Source organism: Microbulbifer maximicatervae (SeqCode), from assembly GCF_052467225.1.
Window position 1 is genome coordinate 637,122 of the sequence record NZ_CP174303.1, and the last position, 24,028, is coordinate 661,149.

Sequence of the window (24,028 nt, forward strand, 5' to 3'; positions counted from 1 at the left end):
TAGTTAAGGTTAAAAATTACCTTTTTACCCCAAATGATTAAAATAACTTTAAATTTTTCGGTTAATGAGAATAATAGCGCCGGCATTTACAGGCTATTTTTTTGGGGAAGAAATGAAGTCATCATTGCAAGTAGCATTTGTTTCGCTACTTATACTATTAACCGGTTGTGTCTCTCAGCAAGTTCCTGTTCCATTAGAACAGTCTTTTTATAGCTCTGAAAAGAAAGCAGTTGGCTTGGTACTTGAAGTGCCAGCGGTCCCTTCTCTTTCTTTTGAAGGTAATATAGGTTTGCTGGATTACGCAATTATCTCAGCAGCGACTGCTCCAATTTCAAAGCACTTGGAAACACTGGATACTAAAGAGTTTGTTGCAATTTCTGGGGACTTGAGCCAGAGCTTGGCAGAGGAAGGTTTTAGTTTAATCCAACTGGATACACTTGATAAAGACTTAAAGCTGGCGAAATTTAAGGATCCTGATACCAAGGATACCGTGTATTTTGCAAGAAGTGACTACCGCAGCTTTACTGAAGAGCATAAAGTTGATTACCTTTTGAAACTTTCAGCCAGACGAGTAGGTTTGGCACGACCATATTATGGCTTTATTCCGACAGATGCCCCGAGAGTTGTTTTCGAAATTACGGGTGAAATGATCGATTTATCGTCGAATCAGTTACTTTGGTATTCCGATGTTGTCCAGACAGCTTATGCTGCAGGCGAGTGGGATGAAGGGCCTACCTATCCTGGATTAACTAATACTTACTATATTGTAATGAATAATGCTAAGCAGGAGATTATGACTGCATTAGCTAAGCATGAAGCTGAAAGTAACACCCCTCTCTCGAGTGAAAATACAGTTCCTTCTGTATCTGAGTAAAATTAAGTAATAAATAATCTATTGACGGCACGTGAGTGCCGTCATTTTCTATGAAAAATATAATACTTTTATTAGTTTTTGCTCTGTTTAGTTCAGGGTGTACGAAAACGGCAACTTATCATATAGCCACTATTGACGCCGACAAGGTTAATCAGCTTAAAAGTATCTCTTTAAAAGTTGACTCACTAGAGAATGGCCCACTAACTGTAGATATACATCCAGAGCCATGGCGCTATACCTCGATATCATCGAATATGGCAGCAGCGCAATATTCAGCTCCGCCTCCCCCCCCTGGGACCAGTCCTGGGCAAGCTGCGGCAGCTGGTGTCGCTGGCTCCTTAATAGGAACACTTATTGCTAGTGAAATGGCCAAAAGCCGAGCTCAGAAAGAGGCGCAATTACCAGCTCAATCACTATTAGATGAACTATCAGCCCTGAATGTTGAAGGATTGAGTCAGGATAGGATCTATAACCGTTTTTTATTATCGAATTTTTCCCAGGGTAGAAGTGTTGTTACAGGGGAAGGGCAAAATAAAAAAGATATTCGCCTGATGATATCCCCCTCTATTAAGTTAACCAACTCTTTGGATGTTCTAAAATTTAATCTGAATGCTGAATTGAAAGATAAGAATAATAAATTGATTTATAAGAATTCAATTGAGTATTGGTCAGAAGGAACTACAAGTATCTCAAAGTCTGAGAGTTTAGATTACTGGCAAAGAGAGGGGTTGGAGGCTTTTTTAAATGAGCTTGATATTGCGATCGATTTTACGGTTGAGTATTTAACTGGCTCTCTAAATAACTCTTTGCCTATCCAGGAAGAACAACAGAAAACTCACAAAGTTACAAGTGGTAATAGCTGGGTATTGGTGCGTGGTAATCTCTTGGATGGTAGCGATCGTGGCTATGTAATAATCAGAGACTTGCGTGGGAATATTAAAATTATCCGCGGAATATTGATGTGATGACTGTTTGTTTATCAGTCAAACTTTAAACGTTAAAACATACATAAGGTAGTTCGATCAAAACGCCATTGATCGAACTACCTAGAAGCTTCACTATTAACGAGGGACTATGGCAACGGCCTGGTACGGCCGGCGTCGTCGATAGCGACAAATACAAACTCACCCTCGGTGACCTTGACCTGCTCACCAGAATCCACCCGGGTCAGCCAAACCTCAACCATGGTACGAATTGAGGAGCGCCCTTCTTCAATGGCTTCCGCATAGCAGCTGACTGTTGAGCCAACCGGAACCGGGCGCAGGAAAACCATGCTGCCCACCGCAACAGTTGTGACACGGCCGCGCGCCATAGTTTGCGCGAGAATGGCGCCAGCGAGGTCCATCTGCGACATCAGCCAACCGGCAAAAACATCCCCCTGCGGATTGGTATCGCGGGGCATAGCCAGGGTTTGCAGGGTTAGCGTGCCTGTGGGTTGCGGATCTTCATCGAGAGCTGACAGTGCGGACATCGGGTACTCACAGATTGTTAGAGTTATTGGTTTCCACTACTGGAATGGTGGCGCATTCTAGCACAATTTGACCAGTAATTGACCAGAATAAATTTAGGCCCAGTCTCTCCCGGTGCAGTTAAGGCACCGGGGGAGACTGGGCCTGTGGAACTAAAGAGTCTCGATAGCCAGCAAGTTATCGTCCGGGTTTTTGTCGATCATCTTGATGTAGGGATCAAAGCCGGCAATGCTCGGTTTACCCTTCACCTCAAACTCCAGCAAGGTGGTTTCTCTACTGATCTCCTGTTTGGCGAAGTAGAGCACATTATCTGAACTGGTATTTTTGTCAGGATCTTCTGCAAAAATGGCGACATCTATCCAGTTCTTCATGGGTATCTCTTTTTCCTGACCGTCTCCATCGGCTTCATATTTGCGTGCCTCCAGTTCCAACAAGACGCGATAATTGCCATTTTCCAATAGCTCTGAGGTGGCACTTGCGACCTGAAGGTCAAAGAGAACCACTCGCTCCAGCATATCGGTGATCAGCTCTTGCTGAGAGGCTTCCGCCCGAGCCCGGAGTCTCGCCACTAAGTCCATGCTGGTGGGATAGGGATCGCTGGAGAAGCCCTTTTCTTTTAGTAGGGAAGCCAGGACCTCATTGACGGCGTCTTCACCCATCGCATCCTTAAGGGCGTACATCGCCAGGGAACCCTTGCGGTAGTGGATATAGGATTGGTTCTCGTTATGGGTTAAGGGTAGCTCTTCGAGCAACTCGGAACCCCGCGCACTCAGGTAGCTATCCAGCTCATATTTGAGGAAGCGACGCATCTTTTCCGGGCCGTATTCCCGCTCCATCACCATCAATGCAGAGTACTGCGCCAGGGTTTCTGATAATAGGGTTGCGCCCTGCACATTGGCGCCAATCAATTGATGTGCCCACCACTGGTGTGCCACCTCGTGAGCGGTGACATAGAAGACGTAATCAATTTCATCCGGGTCCCGCAGGTCGGCGACAAAGCCGATAGATTCAGAGAAGGGCACGGTGTTGGGGAATGCCTGGGCAAAGGTTTCATAGCCCGGAAACTCGACGATACGCAGCTGGCGATACTGGTAGGGGCTGAATGCCTCGCTGAAGTATTCCAGAGACTTTTTCACCCCCTCGACCATGCGATCCACGTTGTAGTCGTGGGGCTTGTGGTGGTAAACCTCGATCGCGACATCCTGCCAGCGGTCTTTGACCACAGTGTAGTCTGCTGAAAGGTAGGAGAAAAAGTTGTGAATGGGCGCGTCCATCTTGTAATGGAAATAGTGGCGCTGTCCCTCCTGCCAGTCTTTTTGCAGGTAGCCGGGCGCCAGAGCTATCTGCCCCAGGGAAGTACTGACGGTAGTTTCAAAATTGATCCAGTCGGAGTCGCTGCGCAGATAGGACTCCCTGTAGTGGCCCTTGTCCTCCAGTTTGGGCATACGCTGTGGCGGCGGTAGGTCGTGCTTCCTGCGTAGGTGGCGGTCGGTCAGCTCAGCATTGCCGTTGTAACCGATAAACGGCAGCGCTTCATCGTTATTAAAGAAGGTACCGTTTTGCACCAAGGTGGTGGAGGAGCCGGAGTTCATAAAGCCGCGATTGATCCTGCTTAAATCAAACTTCAAGGTGAGAGACTCACCGGGTTGCAGAGGCCGATCCAAGTTAAAGAAATAGTGGCCGAACTGCTCGTCCTTGTCGCGCAATGTGGCCTGATCCAGGGATAGCTGGTTCACCCTAAGGCCGCGATCCAGTCCGATAACCACCTCTTCGATCGATTCGTTGCGTTTATTAACCAGGAAGTAACGGCCGCGCACTTCATAGCGACGCTCATCGGGGAAGATATCCACATCGACTTTGACATCGGCGATATGTGGTGCGGGTTTGTCCTCCAGGGCTTTGTATTTCTTCTCGTAGTCTGCGGCTAGCTGCTCCCGATCCTTGCTGGTTTCGTAGTGATTGAGAATATTGGTATTGTAGAAAATAAAGGCGCCACTGCTGATAAACAGCACTAGGGCGGTGGCGGCAGTTAAGCGGCTGGATAGCCCCAGTTGGCAGCGCAGGGCCTTGATCCGGCTCACCAGTGGAGCCAGAGTACCGCGCTGCCAGAGTCCGTAGCTCAAGATTGCCAGTATCAGGCTGAAGTTGATCCAGTAAAATGCAAACCAAGCCCGCCCCTGCTCAAAGTGACCATAGCCATTCATGTCTGAATAAGGTGCCGCGTTCCAACCGGCGAACCGATAGAGGTTGTGCTCGAAACCGAGGCCGTCGAGAACACTGGAGCTAATCAGGTAGCCCACCATCAGTAACATACCGAGGAATTTGTTGCGGGTTATTACCTGGGCAAAGATCGATAGGATTGCCATCAGGTAGAAAGGCATCGCGAACTGGTACCAGACACCGTAAAAGTACAGGCCCGGCTCAAGCGTTGTGTACCCCTTGCTCAGCTGTACAGCGACAGTGGTGAGCATGCAAGCAATCAGGATGCCAGCCAGAACCACCAACATCGCAATAAACTTGCTCGCGACAAAAATCCAACTGGGTGTGGGCACAGCATCCATAATTTCATGGCAGCCGGCCTGGCGCTCCCGCCATACCAATTCAGCTCCGTAGTAGATCAGGATAATCAGCATAATCAGGCTGAAGGCGCCCTGGATCAGACTGACCATAGAGCGGGTTACCGGGTATACCGCAGTGCCAAATATCGCTTCCAAATTTAGGGATGCGCTCAATACATTGAGAATACCCAGTGCCAGGATTACCCAAAAGGCCAGGCTTTTTACCACCGCTGTGACTTCAAAGCCGCAGCGAGCGCGAAATTGCTGCCAAACCGCACCCGTGCCAAACCTGGGAGTGACTCGCGGTAGGGGCTTGTTATAGCGAGGTGCCTCATCCTCTTCTGCTTCCGCAGTGCGTCGGCGCGACCAGAGCGGATTGCGCTCGGTAAATGAAAAACATTTATAGCCCAAACCTATAAATAGTAAGCTGGCCCCCAGCCATATTAAGCGGTTGATAAGATAGTTTCCCTCCAGCGCGATCATGGACGTATTGCGATCGAAAGCGGTCCAGTAGCGAGTTGCTTCCTGGAAGGCAGCGAGACCAAAGGGATCGGCCAGTGCTGCGGCACTGTGGTAGGCGGGTTCATCCATCATTCCCTGACTGGTGAAATAGAGCACCAGGAAGGCGATCAACCCCACGTAAGTGGCCATCATGCTGCGAGTTATGGCTGCCAGGCTAAAAAACATGGCGCTGCAAAACAGCATGCTGGGAAGGACAAGTATGAATAAGGTGTGTAGATAGTGGGAGATTTGGGTGGGCCCCAGGCGCTCTGGGTCCAGCCAGGGCATCCAAGAGCCGAGCAGCATACCCAGCGCCGCAGTTGAGAAAGCCAGGAAGGCCACGATAAATGATCCAGTGAAGCGCCCCAATAAATAGTCGCGCTTACTGATCGGGGTACTGAAGACAATACCTTCCATTTTCATATCGCGATCGCGCAGCACCGGGTTGGCTGCGAAGGCGGCAGTAATAAAAATGCTGAAAACGTACATTATTAACAGGGTCAGCATAATCGCGTAGGGGGAGTTGATCAGGGTGCTACCCCCACCGCCGCCGATCTGTACGTTGTCGACGGTCATAGCACCAAAAGTCAGTAGAAAAAATACCAGGCTGGTCACATAAAACAGCGGCTGGCGCAGCTGGTACTGAAGTTCAAACTTGGCAACCGATAAAAACATGTTGATATCCTCCCCTGTCTCAGGCGGCGCTAACCATACGAGAGGCTTGATTGCTGAACAGGGTGGAGAAGTAGACATCTTCGAGGTCGGGTTGCAGCAGCTCAAAGCCCTCGGCCGGTTGGCTATCTGCCAGTGCGTGCACAACATGGCGCCCAGCTAATAGTCGAGTGGAAATCACATCCAAACTATTGCGGTATTCCTCCAGTGCAGATTTGTCGACGGTACGCCGCCATACACGCCCTGCTAGTTTGGAGGTCAGCTCTTCAGGTTTGCCCTGGGCCACAATTTGGCCTGCGGCGAGGATAGCCATATTGGGGCATAAATCGGCAACATCCTCGACGATATGGGTGGAGAGAATTACCACTACGTTCTCGCCAATTTCACTGAGCAGGTTGTGAAAGCGGTTGCGCTCCTGTGGGTCGAGACCGGCGGTGGGTTCGTCGACAATAATCAGGCGTGGATCGCCGATCAGGGCTTGGGCGATACCAAAGCGCTGGCGCATACCGCCGGAGTAACTGCTGAGGCTTTTCTTGCGATCCTTAAATAAATTGGTTTGGTGCAGTAATTCCGCCACCATCTCGCGGCGCTCTTTGCGGTTGCCAATGCCTTTTAGTACCGCCATATGATCGAGCATATCCTCGGCATTGATTCTCGGGTAAACCCCAAAATCCTGTGGTAGATAACCCAGGGTACTGCGGATTTTCTGTGGATTGCTGGCCACATCGATGCCATCGAAAGTAATGGTGCCGCTGTCGGCAAATTGCAGCGTGGCGATAGTGCGCATGAGTGAGGACTTGCCGGCGCCATTGGGACCGAGCAACCCAAACATCCCCTTGGGAATCTCCAAGTTGACGTTATTGAGCGCGTGTACACCGTTATCGTAGGTCTTGGAAAGGTTGGCAATCCTTAGCATTTCTTAATTCCCTTTTATTTTTTATTCGCCCTTGAATATCGCCAGTAGTAGTTAATACCTTTTGATATTTAAGAACAGATATCCACAGAAAAGTTTCGATGGATTGGCGAGAGAGTTAAATGTCGAGCGCCAAAGTAACAGGAGGTGGTGGCTTGCTGGGGGGAATCAAGGTGCGTTGATAAATTTAAGGGGTGAAGGGTTTATAGAGTGTCTGTGTTGGTACAGTCGTCTGAGGCTGGAGGTTGGCTGCAAGCGGTAGTGATTCAAAATGCTATCGTACCAATTGCAGCCTCAGGGTTATTGTTGAACCATTCCCGGAAGCCAAGTGGCCAGGGCCGGCCATATCGCCAGCAGGCACAGCAGTAAAAGTTGGATGGCAATAAAAGGCGCTACCCCGCGATAGATGGCCGATGTGGCCACAGAACTGGGGGCCACCCCGCGCAGGTAAAAGAGAGCAAACCCAAATGGAGGCGTTAGGAAAGAGGTTTGCAAATTGATGGCAATCATAATGCCGAGCCACACCGGATCGACGCCCATTGCCAGCAGTACCGGGCCCACAATTGGTACCACTACAAAAGTGATTTCGATAAAGTCGAGGATAAAGCCCAGCAGGAAGATTACCAGCATCACCAACAGGGTCGCGCCGACTACCCCTCCGGGCAAGCTGTGGAAAAATCCTGTCACCAACTCTTCACCGTTGTAACCGCGAAATACCAGAGAAAATAATGAAGCGCCAATCAATATGGCGAAAACCATTGCCGAGACCTGAAGTGTACTGCGGCCGATTTCCCCGGCGCGCTTAAAGCTTAGTGCTCCGCGACTGGATGCCAGTAACGCCGCCCCCAGTGCGCCGACGGCGGCCGCTTCTGTAGGGGTGGCAGCACCAACGATGATTGATCCGAGCACAATCAGCATTAAGGCAATCGGGGGCAAAAGACTGCGAAGCAGCTGGGCCTTATCCACTTCTGGAGGCTCGCTGCTCTCCACGGGTTTGGGGCGACGAGCAATAAATAATAGATAAATGATATAGGCGGCCACCAGCAGTAAGCCGGGAATAATTGCCCCTACAAACAGATCCCCTACGCTGACTGGCTTGGGATTGAAAATGCCTGCAGACAATTGTGCCTGTTGATAGGCATTGGAGAGGGTATCACCCAGTAGAACCAGGGCAATAGAGGGTGGAATGATTTGCCCGAGGGTACCAGTGGCGCAGATAGTGCCGGTGGCCAGTTTGGGGGAGTAGCCATTTTTTAACATGGTGGGCAGTGACATCAGTCCCATGGTGACTACAGTTGCACCGACGATGCCAGTACTGGCGGCGAGCAGCGCGCCCACTACCACCACAGAAATAGCGAGTCCCGAGGGAGCCCCCATAAAGGCTTTGCTCAGATTAACCAACAAATCCTCGGCAATCTTGGCTCGCTCCAGTATTACCCCCATCAGCACAAATAGCGGAACGGCAACCAGAGTGCCGTTTTGCATAATGCCGTAGAGGCGATCGGGGAAGGCGCGCAGCAACTCAGCATCAAATACACCATACACAATACCCAGGCCCGCTGATAGCAGGGCGGTACCCGCGAGGGTAAAAGCTACTGGGTAGCCGAACATAAGCAGAGCGCAGACGGCTGCAAACATCAGAAAGGGGATTAGCTCAATCACACTTCGGCCCCTTCTACCTGCTTCAGTACTGCTTTTGACGACGACATTGGAATGGACTGTTGTTGGGGCAGCATCAATTGCACCAGCGCGCGAATAAACTGGGCCAGCCCCGCCAGAGCCAGAGTGACGGCGGACAGAGGAATCAGGCTCTTCAGTAAAAATACCCCGGGCAGGCCGCCGGCGTTCGCACTGTCTTCAAAAACTGACCAGCTATTCAGTACAAAGTGCCAGCTGCTTATAAATAGAAAGACGCAAAGCGGTAAGAGGAATATCAGATAACCAATTGCATTGATCCAGGCTTTGGCCCTGGCGCTCATCCTGCGGTAGAAGACATCCACCCGCACATGGGCATCGGTCTGCAACGCATAGGCCAACCCCAGCATAAAGGCTGCACCGTGCAGGTAAATCACGGATTCCTGTAGGGCGATAGAACCGGTATTGAAGCCGTGGCGCATCACCACAACACAGCTTTGTAACAGGACCATGGCCCAGGTGAACCAGGACAGCAGTTGCCCGGTATGACTGGTCAGGCGCTCGAGTGCCTGCGCGCTGCACAGCAGAAAACGCATGGGGGCTTCTCTCTTTACATCTTATTGTTATTTATGTTGCTCGAAGGTTAACCCTTTGCCCGCTCTCATGCCAGCAGGGTAAAAATACAGCTGTAACCTTTTTGTAATCTTTTATTCATAGAATCGTCACCCGTTGTTCCTAGCATCGCCGCGTGAAATAAAAACACTCATCGGAGTTACACAATGAACAAGCAAATTCTGGCGACTTCTCTGGCAGCCCTGACCCTGGCAACTTCACAGGTTGCTATGGCAGCGCGCGACTACATTAGTGTTGTAGGTTCCTCTACTGTTTACCCGTTTACTACGACTGTGGCGGAGCGTTTTAGCCGCGCAACCCAGTTTAAAACTCCAGTCGTTGAGTCCACTGGTACTGGTGGTGGCATGAAGTTGTTCTGCCAGGGTGTTGGAGAAAGCACTGCGGATATCACCGGTGCCTCCCGCCGCATCAAGCAATCCGAACTGGAAATGTGTAACAGCAACGGTGTTGATGTTGTTGAAGTACAGATCGGTTACGACGGCATCGTTCTTGCGAATGCTAAGAAAGCAGCTCCCTTTAAGCTGACCCGCAAGGACATCTTCCTGGCCCTGGCTAAGGAAGTACCTAACCCAGATGGTTCTGAAACTCTGGTAGCCAACCCCTACAAGACCTGGAAGGACGTAAATCCAGCCCTGCCCAACACCAAAATCGAAGTTTTGGGCCCGCCCCCCACTTCCGGTACCCGCGATGCTTTCGCCGAGCTGGCAATGGAAGGTGGCTGTAAGAAGTTTGGCTGGATCAAAGCCATGAAGAAAACAGACAAGAGCGCTTACAAAGCGATCTGTCACAACGTTCGCGAAGACGGCGCTTATGTTGAGGCCGGTGAGAACGACAACCTGATCGTGAACAAGCTGGTTGCCAACCCGAACGCCCTGGGTATCTTCGGCTTTAGTTTCCTCGACCAGAATGCTGACAAGGTACAGGGCTCTCTAATCGAAGATCAGGCTCCTACTTTCGACTCCATCGCTGACCAGAGCTACCCGGTTTCCCGTCCGCTGTTTATCTACGTCAAGAAGCAGCACGCTGACGTGGTTCCCGGTGTTAAGCAGTTCCTGGCTGAATTCACCAATGAGCGCGCTTGGGGTGAAGATGGCTACCTGGCTGACAAAGGTATGATTCCTCTGCCCACCGAGAAGCGTCAAAAGATTGCTACTGATGTGCGCAAGCTGAACGCACTGAGTAATCTCGCAGCCAAGTAAAAAAATTCTGGAGTTGTACTGTCAAAGGGAATTGACGGCCAAGCTCGAAAGGGCTTGGCCGTTCTTTATAAGAAGACTCACAAATTGTCGCCCCCCTGTGATGGAACGCGGGGATAAAGTCTGGATAATGCCAGCGACGATATTTTTAGTACGGTAATTCAATGCAAACCCCCACACTGTTCGCACTTTTGCTGCTCCTGATATTAGTGGCCTACGGCACTGGCTTTCGCCGTGCAGTGAACGCTGCTCGCAGTCTTGGCGGCGTTCGCAATCTGGCCGCCCTGCCCAGTTACTACGGATTACTCACCGCCCTTTGGTGTGGTTTGCCAGCACTGATATTACTCTGTGGCTGGTTGGTGTTTGACGATTCGATCATCCGTGCGATGGTCATGAATAGTATTGCCGATAAGCCGGAGAGCATCTCCGGGCAGAACCTTCTCTACGCGCAGATCCAGAATCTCGCGGCGGGCCACCTGATAGGTGAAAAGTCGCCACAATTGCAGAGTGCTGCGGACTACCTCAGTCAGTTGCGTTCCAGCTCCAATAATTTACAGGCTTTCCTGAGTTTGGTGTTGGCCAGCGGCCTTGCCGCTTTTGCACTGCTGCGCTTTTCTCCCAAGCTGCGCGCTCGCGAAAAAGTTGAAAAAGTGCTGCGCACGGTGCTGATTGCCTGTGCCAGCGCCGCGATTCTAACCACTGTCGGTATTTTGTTATCGGTATTGTTTGAATCCCTGCGTTTCTTCCAGTCCGTGCCGGTGAGTGAATTCCTGTTTGGATTGCACTGGAGCCCACAGATGGCCCTGCGCGCAGACCAGGTGGGATCGAGCGGTGCTTTTGGTGCTGTCCCGCTGTTTACCGGAACCCTGATGGTGTCCGCGATCGCCATGTTTGTGGCGGTACCTGTGGGATTGATGGCGGCTATTTATCTGGCCGAGTACGCCAGTAAGCGCGTGCGTTCTCTGGCCAAGCCGGTACTCGAAATTCTCGCCGGTGTACCCACCGTGGTATACGGATTTTTTGCTGCCTTAACCGTTGCTCCATTTATTCGCGAGTTGGCCACTTCTATGGGCCTACAGGCCTCCAGTGAAAGTGCACTGGCCGCTGGCCTGGTGATGGGAATCATGATCATTCCCTTTGTTTCCTCTCTGTCCGATGACGTGATCAACGCGGTGCCCCAGTCCCTGCGCGATGGCGCCCTGGGTTTGGGTTCCACCCAGTCCGAGACGGTGCGCAAAGTTGTGATTCCTGCGGCACTGCCTGGCATCGTCGGCGGTGTATTACTGGCGGTTTCCCGCGCAATTGGTGAAACCATGATTGTGGTGATGGCCGCCGGACTCGCGGCGAACCTCACCGCAAACCCGCTCGAATCGGTCACGACTGTGACGGTGCAGATTGTGACTCTGTTGGTTGGCGACCAGGAATTTGACAGTCCCAAGACCCTCGCCGCTTTTGCTTTGGGCCTGATGTTGTTTATCTCCACTTTGGTGCTGAACTTTATTGCCTTGCACGTAGTGAAAAAATACCGGGAGCAGTATGACTGATCTTACTCAGGCGCAGGTTCGCGAGCGCATAGAAAAAAGCCTCGCCAGCCGTCACCGCAAAGAAAAGCTGTTTCGTGGGTTGGGTATCGGCAGTATTGCCTTTGGTGTACTCGCTGTACTGATTTTGTTCACTGACATTATCAGCAAAGGCAGTGGTGCCTTTGTGCAGACAGCTATCCAACTGGAGGTGCACTACGACGAACAGGTTCTGGGCATCGATAAGGTCGATGATGAAAGTCTGACCTGGGCAAACTTCACCGGTGTTATTCGTCAGTCCCTGCGCGAACGCTTTCCCACTGTGACTGGTCGCAGTGACAAGCGCGAGCTCTACAGCCTGGTCTCCTCCGGAGCACCGTTTACCCTGCGCGATCGCTTGGCGGCGAACCCGCAACTGTTGGGTAAATCCGAGAAAGTCTGGCTGTCAGTCGATGACGATGTGGATACTTTCGTCAAAAGCCTGAAGGATTCCAAAGAGGGTTTCCGTGGTCGTACCTCGGACCAGAAGGCCGGTTGGATTGAGCAGCTGTTGGACAGCGGTGAGCTGAAAAAGCGCTTTAACACCATCTTCTTTACTAATGGCGACTCCCGTGAACCAGAGCAGGCGGGCATCCGCGCAGCCTTGATGGGCTCCCTGTTTACCCTGTTGGTAACTCTCGCACTGTCATTCCCTATCGGTGTGGCGGCGGCGATTTACCTGGAAGAGTATGCGCCCAAAAACCGTTGGACCGATTTGATTGAGGTGAATATCAACAACCTCGCGGCAGTGCCCTCTATTGTTTTCGGTCTTTTGGGCCTGGCGATATTTATTAATTTCTTTGAGTTGCCGCGTTCGGCACCCCTGGTAGGGGGCTTGGTACTGACACTGATGACCTTGCCCACGATTATTATTTCCAGCCGCGCGGCTTTGAAGGCGGTGCCACCCTCAATTCGCGAGGCGGCAATGGGTATGGGGGCTTCACGTATGCAGGTGGTTTTCCACCATGTGCTGCCCCTGGCGATGCCGGGTATGTTGACCGGCGCGATTATCGGTATGGCCCAGGCCCTCGGTGAGACGGCGCCCCTATTGATGATTGGTATGGTCGCTTTTATTGTCGACGTACCTGCTGGGGTAACCGACCCGGCCACCGTGCTGCCTGTGCAGATTTTCCTGTGGGCAGACAGCCCGGAGCGCGCCTTTGTCGAGCGCACCTCCGCAGCCATTATGGTGTTGCTGAGTGTGTTGATTGTGATGAATACCAGCGCGGTATTGCTGCGCAAGAAACTTGAGCGCCGCTGGTAACAGAGCGCGGATTATCAGAAAGCGGGATATTATATGAGTACCATGACCCTGGATGCCGCCAGCCAAACTGATGCGGCGCAATCCGATGTTGCGGGTAGGCAAATGATGAATGATCGGGCTGATGTTAGAGAAACAGTTGGCCAACCCTTCTGTGACACCGCCAAGTTGCGTATGCGCAATGTGAATGTTTTCTATGGTGAAACCCAGGCGATCCACTCGGTCGGCCTCGATATTGGAAAAAATGAAGTGGTTGCCATGATCGGCCCTTCCGGCTGTGGTAAGTCGACGTTTTTGCGTTGCCTCAACCGCATGAATGACACCATTGAAGGCTGTCGCGTCGAGGGCGAGTTAAGTCTGGATGGTGACCCCATCTACGGCCCCAAAGTGGATGTGGTACCCCTGCGCGCCCGCGTCGGTATGGTATTCCAGAAACCAAACCCTTTTCCCAAGTCCATTTACGAGAATGTGGCCTACGGCCCAAAAATCCACGGCATTGCCAGCCGCCGCGCCGATCTGGATGAGATCGTAGAAAACAGCCTGCGCCGCGCCGGCCTGTGGAATGAGGTTAAAGACCGCTTGGACAAGCCCGGTACGGGTCTGTCCGGTGGTCAGCAGCAGCGTCTGTGTATCGCCCGCGCTATTGCGGTGAGTCCGGAAGTGATCCTGATGGATGAGCCCTGCTCTGCCCTGGACCCAATTGCGACGGCGCGAATCGAAGAGCTGATTGATGAGCTGCGCCAGAACTACACTATCGCAATCGTTACTCACTCGATGCAGCAGGCTGCGCGGGTGAGTCAGCGTACGGCTTACTTCCATTTGGGGCATTTGGTGGAAGTTAACGATACTGAAACGGTGTTCACCAACCCCGAGCACGAACTCACTGAAGCCTATATCACCGGCCGCTTCGGCTAAGGTTCCTGCTCGGAGGGAAAACTATGGAAATGCATTTCGATCAACATATCTCACGCCAATTTAATGAAGACCTGGAAAGCCTAAAGACAGAGATGCTGGAAATGGGCGGCATGGTCGCCCGCCAGGTTGCCGATGCGGTTGATGCCCTGGCCAATGCGGACAGTGAGTTGGCCGAGGAAGTGCTGCGTATTGAAGAAGTCATCGATAAGAGTGAGATGGCCCTGGATGAGCACGCCACGCTAATTATTGCCAAGCGCCAACCGGCGGCATCTGACCTTCGCATGGTGCTGTCTGTCATTCGAATTGCCCGAGACCTGGAGCGCATTGGGGATGAGGCGAGCAAGATTGCCAAGATGGCCATAGCGCTGACAGATGAAGGTACGTCGCCGCGCGGGTATACCGAAATCCGTCATATTGCCAATGCTGTGCGCAAAATGCTCAATGACGCGCTGGATGCCTATACTCGTTTCGATGTGCAGTCGGCTCTGCAAACTCTTGCTGAGGACCAGCAGGTTGATATGGATTATCGTACGGCCGTACGTGAACTAGTAACTTACATGATGGAGGACCCGCGCAGTATTTCCCGGGTCATTAATGTGTTGTGGACCCTGCGCTCACTGGAGCGGATCGGTGACCATGCGAAGAATATTTGTGAGCAGGTTGTTTACCTGGTGGAGGGTGCTGACATTCGGCACGGACACCAGGAAAATCTACGCAAGTCCTAAAGGGATTTGCTAATTTAAAAAGGTCGCCTAGCGCGGCCTTTTTTGTTGGAATCTAATTCTTAGTCGTCAGGTAATACAGGGAATGAAATTTATCTTCGAAGTTCATCTACAAGATGGGTTTAAAGCTGAGGATTATGCCGATGCTTGGTTGCGTGCTTCCGAGATTATCCAGCGCTCCCCGGGAGCGATGGGCACAGAGCTTCATCGAAAAATTGATGACCCCAATGTGTTGATAGCCATTGCTAGCTGGCGATGTAAAAAAGATCGGGATGCTATGCAAGCTGTGCACAGTAAAGAAATTGATAAAATCATTGCCAGCGTAGCCCCTTTTGTGAAAATTAATCTAATAGGGGAATTTTATGACCCGCAATGGGTCGTAAATATTAATAGTGATCAATGTTAATCAACTGAACCTGAACACAGCCTGAATAAATATGTGTTCGAATAACAAAATAAAACTTTTTATTTTATTGTTTTTAGCTGGAATTTATTTATTTGGTGGATTACAGCCGATTACAGAGTTTGTTTTTTCTGGTTGATACGTTTTTTTGTCGAAAAAAAATATTCGCTTTACCGCAAATTTGGCTCTAATTGCTTATCGTGTAATTTGCTGTTGTTGCGCACTAAAAAACTTTTGCTACAATCCGCAGCCCAATTTGGATCGCTACGTTAACGAAGGATTTATCAAATGAGATTCAAGCTTGCTGCTCTGCCCCTAATGCTCGTTGCCGCAACTGCCGGTGCTGAGGAATATAATTCTTTTACTAATGCTACATACTTTAATACCGAGTATGATTATAAGGGTGATGGTTTTAGTTTTAGCTCTGATGCAGATGATTTTGACCTTGGTACTACTTACTTTTTTGGTGGTAAAGAAACTCTTGGTCCATTGAAAGAGTTCGAATATATCAATAAGGTAAGTAATGTTTCTGCCGGTTTCTCTCATTCTAATTTCGGTAGTGAAGATATAGATACTTTCAATTTGGGTGGTGAATACTTTGCATCCAATGGGTTGGTTATCGGTGCCGGTATATATGACCTTTGGGAGTCTAATGTAGATTATCAGTCTATCGGATATCTCTTTTCTCCAGATTTTCTGGTTAAGTTGAACCATGTTGATAACGATAGTGATAATGAGTTTTCGGTTGAAGCTCGCTATAACCACCAGTTAAATTCAACTGATTATGTTGGTTTTAATATTTATGTGGATGAGGAGTCTGATAATCGCATCCTGTCTTCTAAGTATTTCGTTCATCTGAGTGGAGAGCAGTACCTAACTGCAGAGTTAGCTTACAATAGCATCAACGAATACGATGACTTCTGGACGCTGGGTACTGAATTTTTCTTCAATCAGCGCACGTCTGTTGAGTTTGATTATAACGAACAAGAAGATTATAAGCTGGGGATGACTCATTTCTTTAACCGTAATATTGCTGTTGAAGCAGCTTATCTTTCTAACAATGATATTGAGGGTGACCTTGATATCTATCAGCTGGGCTTAACTGTCCAATTGTAAGCTTGCCAGTTTAAAAAGGGACTATCACTGATAGCCCCTTTTTATTTGTGCAAAATAGAAAATTACTAGCCTTTACCTGTTATCGCTTTAATTCTATTTTGTGCCATGGTACCAATTTCCCCACCAGCCCCGGCAGCCTCCTGATAGTGCTTGTAAGCACTTTGCTTATTTCCCTGTCTCTCATAGGTCTGGCCGAGGTAGTAGTGTGCGTAAGCGGTATCCAGATAGCGTAGTGATCTGGTTAGGTCGCCCTCTGCAGAGCTATAATTTTTTAATTGGATATTAGTGATTCCCCGCTTTAGCCAATGTGAAAATAGCGCCGGATTCTTTTGAATGGCACTGTCGTATGCCTTTCGGGCATTTTTATATTGTTTCTTTTGGCTGAGTAAATCGCCTTCTAGCGCAAAAAAGGCAGCTTCTTTGGGTTGCTGATTTTGAGCTTTTCTTACCAGCGTTAGTGCAGAATTGAATTTTTTATTATTGGCTGCAGCAACCGCATCGTCGTAATTCTTGTAAGCATCGGCATCGCGCTTTAATTGCGCTATGGCTTTTTGGTAAGAGGCCCGGTTGGTGATTCCCCCTTTGGGTAGAGATTGACTGTGCTTGATATTAGCGCTGACACGGGATTGGGAAGGGGGGTGGCTGGCAAAGAGTGCTTCCAATCCACTGGTTTGCCGCCCCTCTGACAGTTCAACAAACTTTCTTTGCAGGCGTACGGCTCCCTGGGGGTCATATCCTGCAGCGGCCATATATTTCATGCCGTACTGATCTGACTCTAACTCATTGCCGCGACTGTAGCGGGCAATATAGGCGGAGCCTCCCAGTTGAGTCCCGGTGGAGATCAAGTCAGAGTAGCCAGAGTCCTGGGTGGCAGCCCCCACGATTGCCAGGCCTGCGCCCAGTAATTGTTGTTGGGACATTGCAGTTGCGGAATGTCGCGCAGCAGCGTGAACTATCTCATGGCTCAGTACGGCAGCGAGCTCAGCTTCGTCATCGAGTAACACCAGCAGGCCTCGATTGATGGCAATTTTGCCGCCGGGCAGGGCCCAGGCGTTGGGAACCGAGTTGTTCAGAACCACAAACTCGTAAGGTAGCTGGGGGCGGTCTGAGACCCGCGCCAGCTTTTGGCCAACCTGGCTGACGTAGTTTTGCAAGGCTGGGTCAATGGTGTATTGGCCGCCTTGCTGCTGTTGATTGGCAGCGTAGTGCTGTTGCCCCAGTTGAACTTCCTGCTGCGGAGATATCAGCGAAACCTGTTTCTCACCGGTGACTGGATTGACAACGCATCCTCCGAGAATCGTGGTTGTCCAAAACGCGACACATGCCGTAAGCGCTTGGGTACGCGAGATCATTGCCTCCCTCCCTGTATAATGTTGAGTCATTAGAATGGTTACTCATTGTACACAGTACGGGAACTGAGGTTTATGACGGCACTTCAAGTCATTGAGTTATTTGCGGGCAACAACCCCGAAGGTGAGCCCGTTGTGGAACGGCTACAGGTTCGTGTGAGCGAGGATGATAGCTGCCAACTGGTGCGATCCCCTGTCTTTATTAAGGGAATCGCCAGTGGGGATTACATTAAGGTCGATAAAGACACCCAGCAATTTGAGTTGGTAAAGCGCTCGGGCAATTTGGCGGTGCGTATTTTTTGTCGCGGCGATAGCACGGAACTGTCTGATAAGTTGACCCCACAGCTGGAAAAGCTCGGGGGTGAGTTGGATCTTGAGGCACCGCGCGTATTGGTCTACAGCATTCATGTCAGTTGTGGATTCGATAAGATTGAGGAGATCCTCAACAGTGCCTGCGATGGGGCTAACAGCGTTTGGTATTACGGCAATGTTTATGACCCTAAAGACGGGCAGACTCCACTCAATTGGTGGCAGGACGTTCTAAAGCCGGAGTAAACATCCGCGATATATTTGGGCCAGCCACAATAGCTTGGTAGTGTGTGGTTGAGGCGATAGCGAAGCGAGAAGGCACCCGATGTTAATAGTTATTTCACCGGCGAAAACCCTGGACTATGAAAGTGATATTCCCTCACTGGAAACCACCCAGCCGGACTTTTTGAAAGAGTCAGCAGCCCTGATCAAAGAGTTGCGCGAACTGAGCCCGCAGCAGGTTTCCAGCTTGATGAAGATTTCAGATAAGTTGGGAGTCTTGAATTACGATCGCTTCCACACTTGGAAGCGCCCGTTTACCGATAACAACGCCCGCCCCGCCCTGCTCGCCTTTAAAGGTGATGTTTATACTGGATTGGAGGCGGAGACTATGGGTAAGCGGGACTTTGCCTATGCGCAAAAGCACTTACGTATGCTCTCTGGCCTTTATGGTTTGCTGCGCCCGTTGGACTTGATGCAACCCTATCGCCTCGAGATGGGCACTAAATTTGAAAATGCCAAGGGTAAGAATCTCTATGAATTTTGGGGAGATAAGATTACCGAAGCATTGAATGCGCAGTTGCAGGGCGTGAAGAATCGCGAGTTGGTAAACCTGGCATCCAATGAATATTTCAAATCAGTCAAAACCAAGCAGCTTGATGCTCAGGTGATCACCCCGCATTTTAAGGACCTGAAAAATGGTCAGTATAAGATGATTAGTTTCTTTGCTAAGAAAGCCAGAGGCATGATGAGTCGCTGGGCGATTGACCAGAGGATAAAGAAGGCGGAAGAGCTGAAAGGTTTTGATGTGGCTGGTTATGGTTATAACCCAGGTTTGTCCACTGAGTGGGAGTGGGTATTTACCCGGGATGAGCCGCAGTGAGCAGTACTGAATTGCCGAATGCGCCCTCCTGCGGGCGCAATCGCGAGCCGATTCTCCAGCAACTGACTCGCCTGTTGGCTTCGAGTCGTAAAGTGCTTGAGGTTGGCAGTGGTACTGGTCAGCACGCAGTATATTTTGCTCCGCATTTACCGCACCTTGAGTGGCAAACTTCAGAGCGATCGCAACAGCTGGAGGCAGTAAAGTCCTGGCTGGCGGAGATACCCAATAGCAACCTACCGCAACCGCTGGCGCTCGATGTTGGTGATTCTTGGCCCGAGATTTCGGCTGATGCTATTTTCACTGCAAACACCTTGCATATTATGTCGGCTGAACTGGTACAAAAGTTCTTTCTGCACAGTGCCGATGTTTTGGAGCCGGAAGGTTTGTTGATCGTTTATGGTCCCGTGAAAATTGCAGGAGAGTTTCTTGGCCCTACTAATGCTGATTTTGATATTGAGTTGAAGGAGCGTGATCCCGAGCGGGGGATTCGCGATCTCGAATGGCTCGATCAGCTGGCGGAGAGTGCGGGGTTCAGTCGCGTAGAACTAAATTACTTGCCAGCCAATAACCAATTAATGGTCTGGCGCAAAAGCGATAATAAGGAGTAACCATGCCCGAGTGGTTGGAAATAGTGGTAATCGTGGCTTTTGCCATTGGAGCGGTATTCTTTTTTGCCAAATACCGAGAGACAGCGGCGGCACTGCATGAGAGTGAGCGCATGAAAGCCCGTTTGTCGAATGACTTGAATCGCTATCGCGATGTGCCCAAGCTGCGCGCTCTGCGAGATGCCCTCATTGGTGTTAAGGCCCTGCCTACCGATGATGAGGGCAATGAGCACCTACTGCTGCGCGATGGGGATTTGCAGTTGCACCATTTGGTTTTGCGCCGGGAAGCAAACGCTCTGGGTAAAGAGGCCACGGCCAGCTATGTCAAAGACGGTAAAGAAGTAGAACTGCAGGAACTGGAGTAATCGAAAGCCGCTTTAATTAGCGGCTTCAGAACTCAACCTGGATGCTGGTTTTTGAGCCAGCTTTGCTGGCGGAAAGTGAAGCGTGAAGAGACTGCCCTGCCCGGGCGTGCTTTCTACACTCATTTCTCCATTGTGTCGCAGCAACACATGCTTAACGATCGCCAACCCGAGACCTGTGCCGCCACTGTCCCGTGAGCGGCCTGGATCAACTCGATAGAAGCGCTCAGTCAGGCGGGGAATATGGATCGAATCGATACCGATACCATTGTCCTCTACGGAAAAGTGCCCGCCTTTGTCATCCTGCCACCAGCGCAATTGAATTCCGCCCTCTTCGGGGGTGTATTTCACTGCATTTAATACTAAGTTGGCAAAAGCACTGTGTAATTCGCCGGGGTCTCCATTGAGGTAGCAATCCCCTTTGCAATCAACTTCGATATGATGATGCCGATCGCCACTGAAGCTGCGGGCTTCCTGGGCCACCCTCTCAATCAGTTCTGGCACTGATACAGCCATATCCCCACTTTTACGCTCTGAGGTCTCCAAGCGAGCCAATAGCAGCAGGTCATTGACCAGCGTACTCATGCGGCCAGTCTGCTCCTCCATTTGAGCCAGGGGTTTCCTCCAGGGAGGCGGTGCCATATCACTGCTTTGCAGTGTTTCCAGGTAGCCGGCAATTACCGTGAGGGGGGTGCGCAGCTCATGGGAAACATTGGCGACAAAATCCCGGCGCATCTGCTCGAGATTGTGTAAACGGGTGATGTCGCGAACAATGACCAAAGCCTCATCTTTACCGTAGCGGGTGACTTCCAGCTGTAACATACGGGCTTCATTGCCAGGTGCGGGCAGAGTGAGGGGTTCCCCGCTGTTGTCACTGTGCATATAGTTGACAAAGCCAGGGTCGCGGACAAAGTTGACTAATGACTGGCCGGAGTCACTGGCCTGTAATCCGAGAAGTTCACCGGCAGCAGGGTTCCACCAGGCCAGGTTATCGCCGTCTTCCAGGGCTACAATGCCTTCGCGCAGGGCGCTGGTACTGTCTTGTACCCGGCGTAACATCACGTGCAGCTTCTGCTTCTCGCGGCGGTGGCGCCGCTGCATACGGTAAAAGTCGTCGTAGATTTCGCCCCAAATACCAAAGGCGGTTGGGGCTGGGCCGCGTCTGCCGTTTGCCAGCCAGCGGTTGAAACGTTGCTGTTGCCACAGCACTGAGATCAGGTAGCTGGCCAATCCCGCAATCAGGGCGAGAGACCAGCTGCCGGAGGTGACACCGAGAATGGTGCACCCCAGGGCGATAATTACGAAACGCGAGAACTCGCCAATACTGCGATCCAACATAGAGTTGCCGTGTTGCCTGATAGATGGCGGCAGTGGCACAGCCTCTTCCGCCCGCATTCAATACCTCATGGAACCAGGCCCGCACCCGTTAAGCGCGGAGGTTTGATTCTGCAGGGATCGGTACCGATCCAGAGAGGATTGTCACACTTTTTCTGCGGTTTGCACAGAAAACCGATACCCGGTGCCGCGAACTGTCTGGATATAGCGGTCGTGGCCATCAATGGCCAGGGCTTTGCGCAGACGGCGGATATGGACATCCACGGTGCGCTCCTCCACATAGACATTCCCACCCCATACATGATCGAGGAGTTGGGTGCGTGTATAGGCGCGCTCCTGGTGGGAGAGGAAGAAGGTGAGCAGGCGAAATTCTGTTGGCCCCATATCCACCGGCTGCCCTTTGATAGTGACTCGGTGACTCAGTGGGTCCAATATCAGTGCGCCGGCACTGAGCGGTTCTTCCGGGGTTGCCGGGCCCGCGCGGCGCAGTACGGCCTTTAAGCGTGCAACCAGCTCCCGGGGGGAGAAAGGCTTGGTGATGTAATCGTCGGCCCCGGTCTCTAACCCTTTGATTTTATTGTCTTCTTCACCTTTTGCCGTGAGCATGATGATCGGCAATGAGGTGGTGAGTTCATCGCGCTTGAGGCGCCTTGCCAGCTCTACCCCGGAAACATCCGGCAGCATCCAGTCGAGCAGCACTAAGTCTGGCTTCTCGTCGATAATCAGGGCGTGAGCTTCCTGGGCGTTTTCCGCCTCAAGGCAGCGGTAATCCGCCATTTCCAGTGCGACCCGCAGCATATCGCGCACTGCGGATTCGTCATCGACAATCAGGATCGTTTTACTGTGCATTTGCCTGCCATACCCGCTCTGTTGTCAGGGTTTCCCCAGTTATGGCCGAGGATTAAACGGGATTTATATGACAAATATATGACGCTCCACTTCTAGGGCCCACTCATCTTTCAATTCAGCAGAAAATGCAGCGATATGCCGGCGAAAATGGCAAACCCTACCCAATTATTGTTGATAAAAGCCTGAAAACAGCCCTCTCGCTCTCGGTCCCGAATCAGCCACTGCTGATAAACGAATAAACTGCAAACCGGCAATAGCGCCAAGTAGTAAAAAATACCGAGTGAGAACCTTGATCCAATAAGCAGCAGGGCTATTAGAACTAAAAGTTGTAAGGTTCCGGTGATCACCTTGTCCATTTCCCCAAACAAAATGGCGGTGGATTTAACGCCGATCTGAAGATCGTCATCGCGGTCCACCATCGCATAGAAAGTGTCATAGCACAGGGTCCAAACCAAGTTGGCGGTATAGAGCAACCAGGCCTCTGCTGGTACTTCTCCTGTAACCGCTGCAAAAGACATGGGGATTCCCATACTAAAGGCGGCGCCCAGGACCATCTGGGGTAGGTGTGTGTGGCGCTTTGCAAAGGGATAGCCGAATGCCAGAGCCAGAGCTAAAAACGAGAGGAGAATTGTGAGTGTGTTGGTGGTGAGTACCAGAAGGAAGGCGGCAGCGCTGAGGCCGGCGAAAAGCGCCAATGCAGACTTTGGCGTCAGTGCGCCGGTGGCCAGAGGACGCTCCGCAGTGCGCTTTACATGGGCGTCAATTTTGCGATCGGCGAAATCATTGACTGCGCAGCCAGCCGCTCGCATCAGGATCACACCGAGTGTAAATACGATAAACAAGTGGAAGCCCGGCCACCCCTCAGCGGCTAGCCATAGTGCGCACCAAGTGGGCCAGAGTAACAGCAGTGAACCTATGGGTTTGTCCATCCTCGCTAATTGCCAGTAGGGCAGCGCGGTGGGCCAGCGTTGTGCGATCTGTTGGCTGATCACAGTGAATCCTCAGTTGCGATAGTTTTGGCTGCTTCTTGCGCTATGGGGTCACCTGTCGGTGTGAAGTTGGGAAGAAAAGCCTCCGACACCAGTAAAGGCTTGTCCCGCAGCCAGAATAGCGAGCGGCGACCCCAGACTTCAGAATCCTTTTCCCCAAGTTCACGATCGGCGCAGCCAGGGGATTTTTGCAGCAAATTGAGGGCGATCTCCCCTCTGCGAATACCCGGTTCACTAAACAGCAGCTCCCCCAGCGGGCGGGTATCCAGGCTGCGCAGATTGCGAGATTTTCCTTGAAGGCTGCGTTCGGGCAAAACGCTGCGGGCATACACCCAGGGCTGTCCGCAACCGTAGAGCAAAACTTCCCGAATCAGGGCCCGGCTACCATTGTGTAAACCCAGTACAAGGCATTCTTCTGGGCGAGGTGTCTGCCAACCCTGATACAGCACGCGAACATAAAAGTCCCCGTCACTTTGCTGCTTGAGAGCGGCGGTGAGTGATCCGGAATAGGTCAGCCAGGGCACCAGATTTTTGGGTGGTTGCTGCTGGGTTTCAAGAGGCAAACTCTGCCAATCGCCAGAGGGCACAAATGGTGATTGGTGCAACGATAACTCCGCAGTCTGGATAAAGGCCCCATTGTATCCCGGCCGGTGGCAACAGGTCTCTCCCTGTTGCATTTTTGCTCCCCAGCACGGCAATGG

At 51.2% G+C, this 24,028-nt stretch carries 23 protein-coding genes; 13 read left to right on the top strand and 10 right to left on the bottom strand.

The genetic code is table 11. The annotated features are described in order from the left end of the window. Window positions 1-112 precede the first annotated feature (112 nt). Complete coding sequence (locus ACJJIZ_RS02700) at window positions 113-874, top strand: hypothetical protein (RefSeq protein ID WP_444915145.1); 762 nt, start codon at window positions 113-115, stop codon at window positions 872-874. Between the two features lie 50 nt (window positions 875-924). After that, window positions 925-1,839 (top strand): hypothetical protein, encoded by a 915-nt coding sequence (locus ACJJIZ_RS02705; protein ID WP_444915146.1) that lies wholly within the window; start codon window positions 925-927, stop codon window positions 1,837-1,839. A gap of 107 nt (window positions 1,840-1,946) precedes the next feature. Here ACJJIZ_RS02705 and ACJJIZ_RS02710 read toward each other — a convergent pair whose 3' ends face one another. The 5 genes from ACJJIZ_RS02710 to ACJJIZ_RS02730 all read right to left on the bottom strand — a co-directional run bounded on the left by ACJJIZ_RS02710 (window position 1,947) and on the right by ACJJIZ_RS02730 (window position 9,218). Then, complete coding sequence (locus ACJJIZ_RS02710; RefSeq protein ID WP_108735392.1) at window positions 1,947-2,336, bottom strand: acyl-CoA thioesterase; 390 nt, start codon at window positions 2,334-2,336, stop codon at window positions 1,947-1,949. A gap of 159 nt (window positions 2,337-2,495) precedes the next feature. Further along, complete coding sequence (locus ACJJIZ_RS02715; protein WP_444915147.1) at window positions 2,496-6,077, bottom strand: ABC transporter permease/M1 family aminopeptidase; 3,582 nt, start codon at window positions 6,075-6,077, stop codon at window positions 2,496-2,498. Between the two features lie 19 nt (window positions 6,078-6,096). Further along, window positions 6,097-6,990: an ABC transporter ATP-binding protein gene (locus tag ACJJIZ_RS02720; RefSeq protein ID WP_444915148.1), complete on the bottom strand. Its 894-nt coding sequence runs from the start codon at window positions 6,988-6,990 to the stop codon at window positions 6,097-6,099. A gap of 297 nt (window positions 6,991-7,287) precedes the next feature. After that, the gene (locus ACJJIZ_RS02725; RefSeq protein ID WP_444915149.1) at window positions 7,288-8,649 is read right to left on the bottom strand and encodes a TRAP transporter large permease; all 1,362 of its coding nucleotides are present in this window, start codon (window positions 8,647-8,649) and stop codon (window positions 7,288-7,290) included. Next, entirely contained in the window at window positions 8,646-9,218 is a 573-nt protein-coding gene (locus ACJJIZ_RS02730; protein ID WP_444892395.1) for a TRAP transporter small permease subunit, read from the bottom strand. The genes ACJJIZ_RS02725 and ACJJIZ_RS02730 overlap by 4 nt, the downstream gene beginning before the upstream one ends. A gap of 183 nt (window positions 9,219-9,401) precedes the next feature. On the opposite strand from ACJJIZ_RS02730, the gene ACJJIZ_RS02735 reads away from it, so the two are divergent. The 7 genes from ACJJIZ_RS02735 to ACJJIZ_RS02765 all read left to right on the top strand — a co-directional run bounded on the left by ACJJIZ_RS02735 (window position 9,402) and on the right by ACJJIZ_RS02765 (window position 16,427). Next, entirely contained in the window at window positions 9,402-10,454 is a 1,053-nt protein-coding gene (locus ACJJIZ_RS02735; protein ID WP_282930607.1) for a PstS family phosphate ABC transporter substrate-binding protein, read from the top strand. Window positions 10,455-10,615: 161 nt separating this feature from the next. Then, a complete protein-coding gene (pstC, locus tag ACJJIZ_RS02740) occupies window positions 10,616-11,995 on the top strand; it encodes a phosphate ABC transporter permease subunit PstC (RefSeq protein WP_444892394.1) in 1,380 nt (459 codons plus the stop codon). Continuing rightward, a complete protein-coding gene (pstA, locus tag ACJJIZ_RS02745) occupies window positions 11,988-13,274 on the top strand; it encodes a phosphate ABC transporter permease PstA (RefSeq protein WP_444915150.1) in 1,287 nt (428 codons plus the stop codon). Before pstC ends, pstA begins: the two co-directional genes overlap by 8 nt. 102 nt (window positions 13,275-13,376) lie before the next feature. After that, window positions 13,377-14,186, top strand: a complete 810-nt coding sequence (pstB, locus tag ACJJIZ_RS02750) for a phosphate ABC transporter ATP-binding protein PstB (RefSeq protein ID WP_282934617.1) — start codon at window positions 13,377-13,379, stop codon at window positions 14,184-14,186. A gap of 23 nt (window positions 14,187-14,209) precedes the next feature. Further along, window positions 14,210-14,911 (top strand): phosphate signaling complex protein PhoU, encoded by a 702-nt coding sequence (phoU, locus tag ACJJIZ_RS02755; protein ID WP_282930610.1) that lies wholly within the window; start codon window positions 14,210-14,212, stop codon window positions 14,909-14,911. A gap of 82 nt (window positions 14,912-14,993) precedes the next feature. Then, window positions 14,994-15,314, top strand: coding sequence for an antibiotic biosynthesis monooxygenase family protein (locus tag ACJJIZ_RS02760; RefSeq protein WP_444915151.1), 321 nt, complete (start codon window positions 14,994-14,996; stop codon window positions 15,312-15,314). Between the two features lie 285 nt (window positions 15,315-15,599). Beyond that, window positions 15,600-16,427, top strand: a complete 828-nt coding sequence (locus tag ACJJIZ_RS02765; protein ID WP_444915152.1) for a putative porin — start codon at window positions 15,600-15,602, stop codon at window positions 16,425-16,427. 65 nt (window positions 16,428-16,492) lie between these two features. On the opposite strand, the gene ACJJIZ_RS02770 is transcribed toward ACJJIZ_RS02765, so the two are convergent. Further along, window positions 16,493-17,779: a M48 family metalloprotease gene (locus tag ACJJIZ_RS02770; protein WP_444915153.1), complete on the bottom strand. Its 1,287-nt coding sequence runs from the start codon at window positions 17,777-17,779 to the stop codon at window positions 16,493-16,495. Window positions 17,780-17,851: 72 nt separating this feature from the next. Here ACJJIZ_RS02770 and ACJJIZ_RS02775 point away from each other — a divergent pair, with 72 nt between their 5' ends. The 4 genes from ACJJIZ_RS02775 to ACJJIZ_RS02790 all read left to right on the top strand — a co-directional run bounded on the left by ACJJIZ_RS02775 (window position 17,852) and on the right by ACJJIZ_RS02790 (window position 20,157). Beyond that, window positions 17,852-18,331, top strand: a complete 480-nt coding sequence (locus ACJJIZ_RS02775) for a DUF4265 domain-containing protein (RefSeq protein ID WP_108735048.1) — start codon at window positions 17,852-17,854, stop codon at window positions 18,329-18,331. Window positions 18,332-18,410: 79 nt separating this feature from the next. Then, window positions 18,411-19,187, top strand: a complete 777-nt coding sequence (gene yaaA / locus ACJJIZ_RS02780; protein WP_444915154.1) for a peroxide stress protein YaaA — start codon at window positions 18,411-18,413, stop codon at window positions 19,185-19,187. Continuing rightward, window positions 19,184-19,795: a DUF938 domain-containing protein gene (locus tag ACJJIZ_RS02785; protein ID WP_444915155.1), complete on the top strand. Its 612-nt coding sequence runs from the start codon at window positions 19,184-19,186 to the stop codon at window positions 19,793-19,795. The genes yaaA and ACJJIZ_RS02785 overlap by 4 nt, the downstream gene beginning before the upstream one ends. A 2-nt stretch (window positions 19,796-19,797) precedes the next feature. Continuing rightward, on the top strand, window positions 19,798-20,157 hold the full coding sequence (locus tag ACJJIZ_RS02790; protein ID WP_444915156.1) for a hypothetical protein: 360 nt from the start codon (window positions 19,798-19,800) through the stop codon (window positions 20,155-20,157). A 12-nt stretch (window positions 20,158-20,169) separates the two neighbouring features. Here the strand turns inward: ACJJIZ_RS02790 and phoR are convergent, their stop codons facing one another. The 4 genes from phoR to ACJJIZ_RS02810 form a co-directional block, all read right to left on the bottom strand. Then, window positions 20,170-21,549: a phosphate regulon sensor histidine kinase PhoR gene (gene phoR / locus ACJJIZ_RS02795; protein ID WP_444915157.1), complete on the bottom strand. Its 1,380-nt coding sequence runs from the start codon at window positions 21,547-21,549 to the stop codon at window positions 20,170-20,172. An 84-nt stretch (window positions 21,550-21,633) separates the two neighbouring features. Beyond that, the gene (gene phoB, locus ACJJIZ_RS02800; RefSeq protein ID WP_108735044.1) at window positions 21,634-22,338 is read right to left on the bottom strand and encodes a phosphate regulon transcriptional regulator PhoB; all 705 of its coding nucleotides are present in this window, start codon (window positions 22,336-22,338) and stop codon (window positions 21,634-21,636) included. 110 nt (window positions 22,339-22,448) lie between these two features. Further along, window positions 22,449-23,330, bottom strand: a complete 882-nt coding sequence (gene ubiA / locus ACJJIZ_RS02805) for a 4-hydroxybenzoate octaprenyltransferase (protein ID WP_444911815.1) — start codon at window positions 23,328-23,330, stop codon at window positions 22,449-22,451. Then, window positions 23,327-24,004 (bottom strand): chorismate--pyruvate lyase family protein, encoded by a 678-nt coding sequence (locus ACJJIZ_RS02810; RefSeq protein ID WP_413663835.1) that lies wholly within the window; start codon window positions 24,002-24,004, stop codon window positions 23,327-23,329. Before ACJJIZ_RS02810 ends, ubiA begins: the two co-directional genes overlap by 4 nt. Window positions 24,005-24,028: the final 24 nt, after the last annotated feature.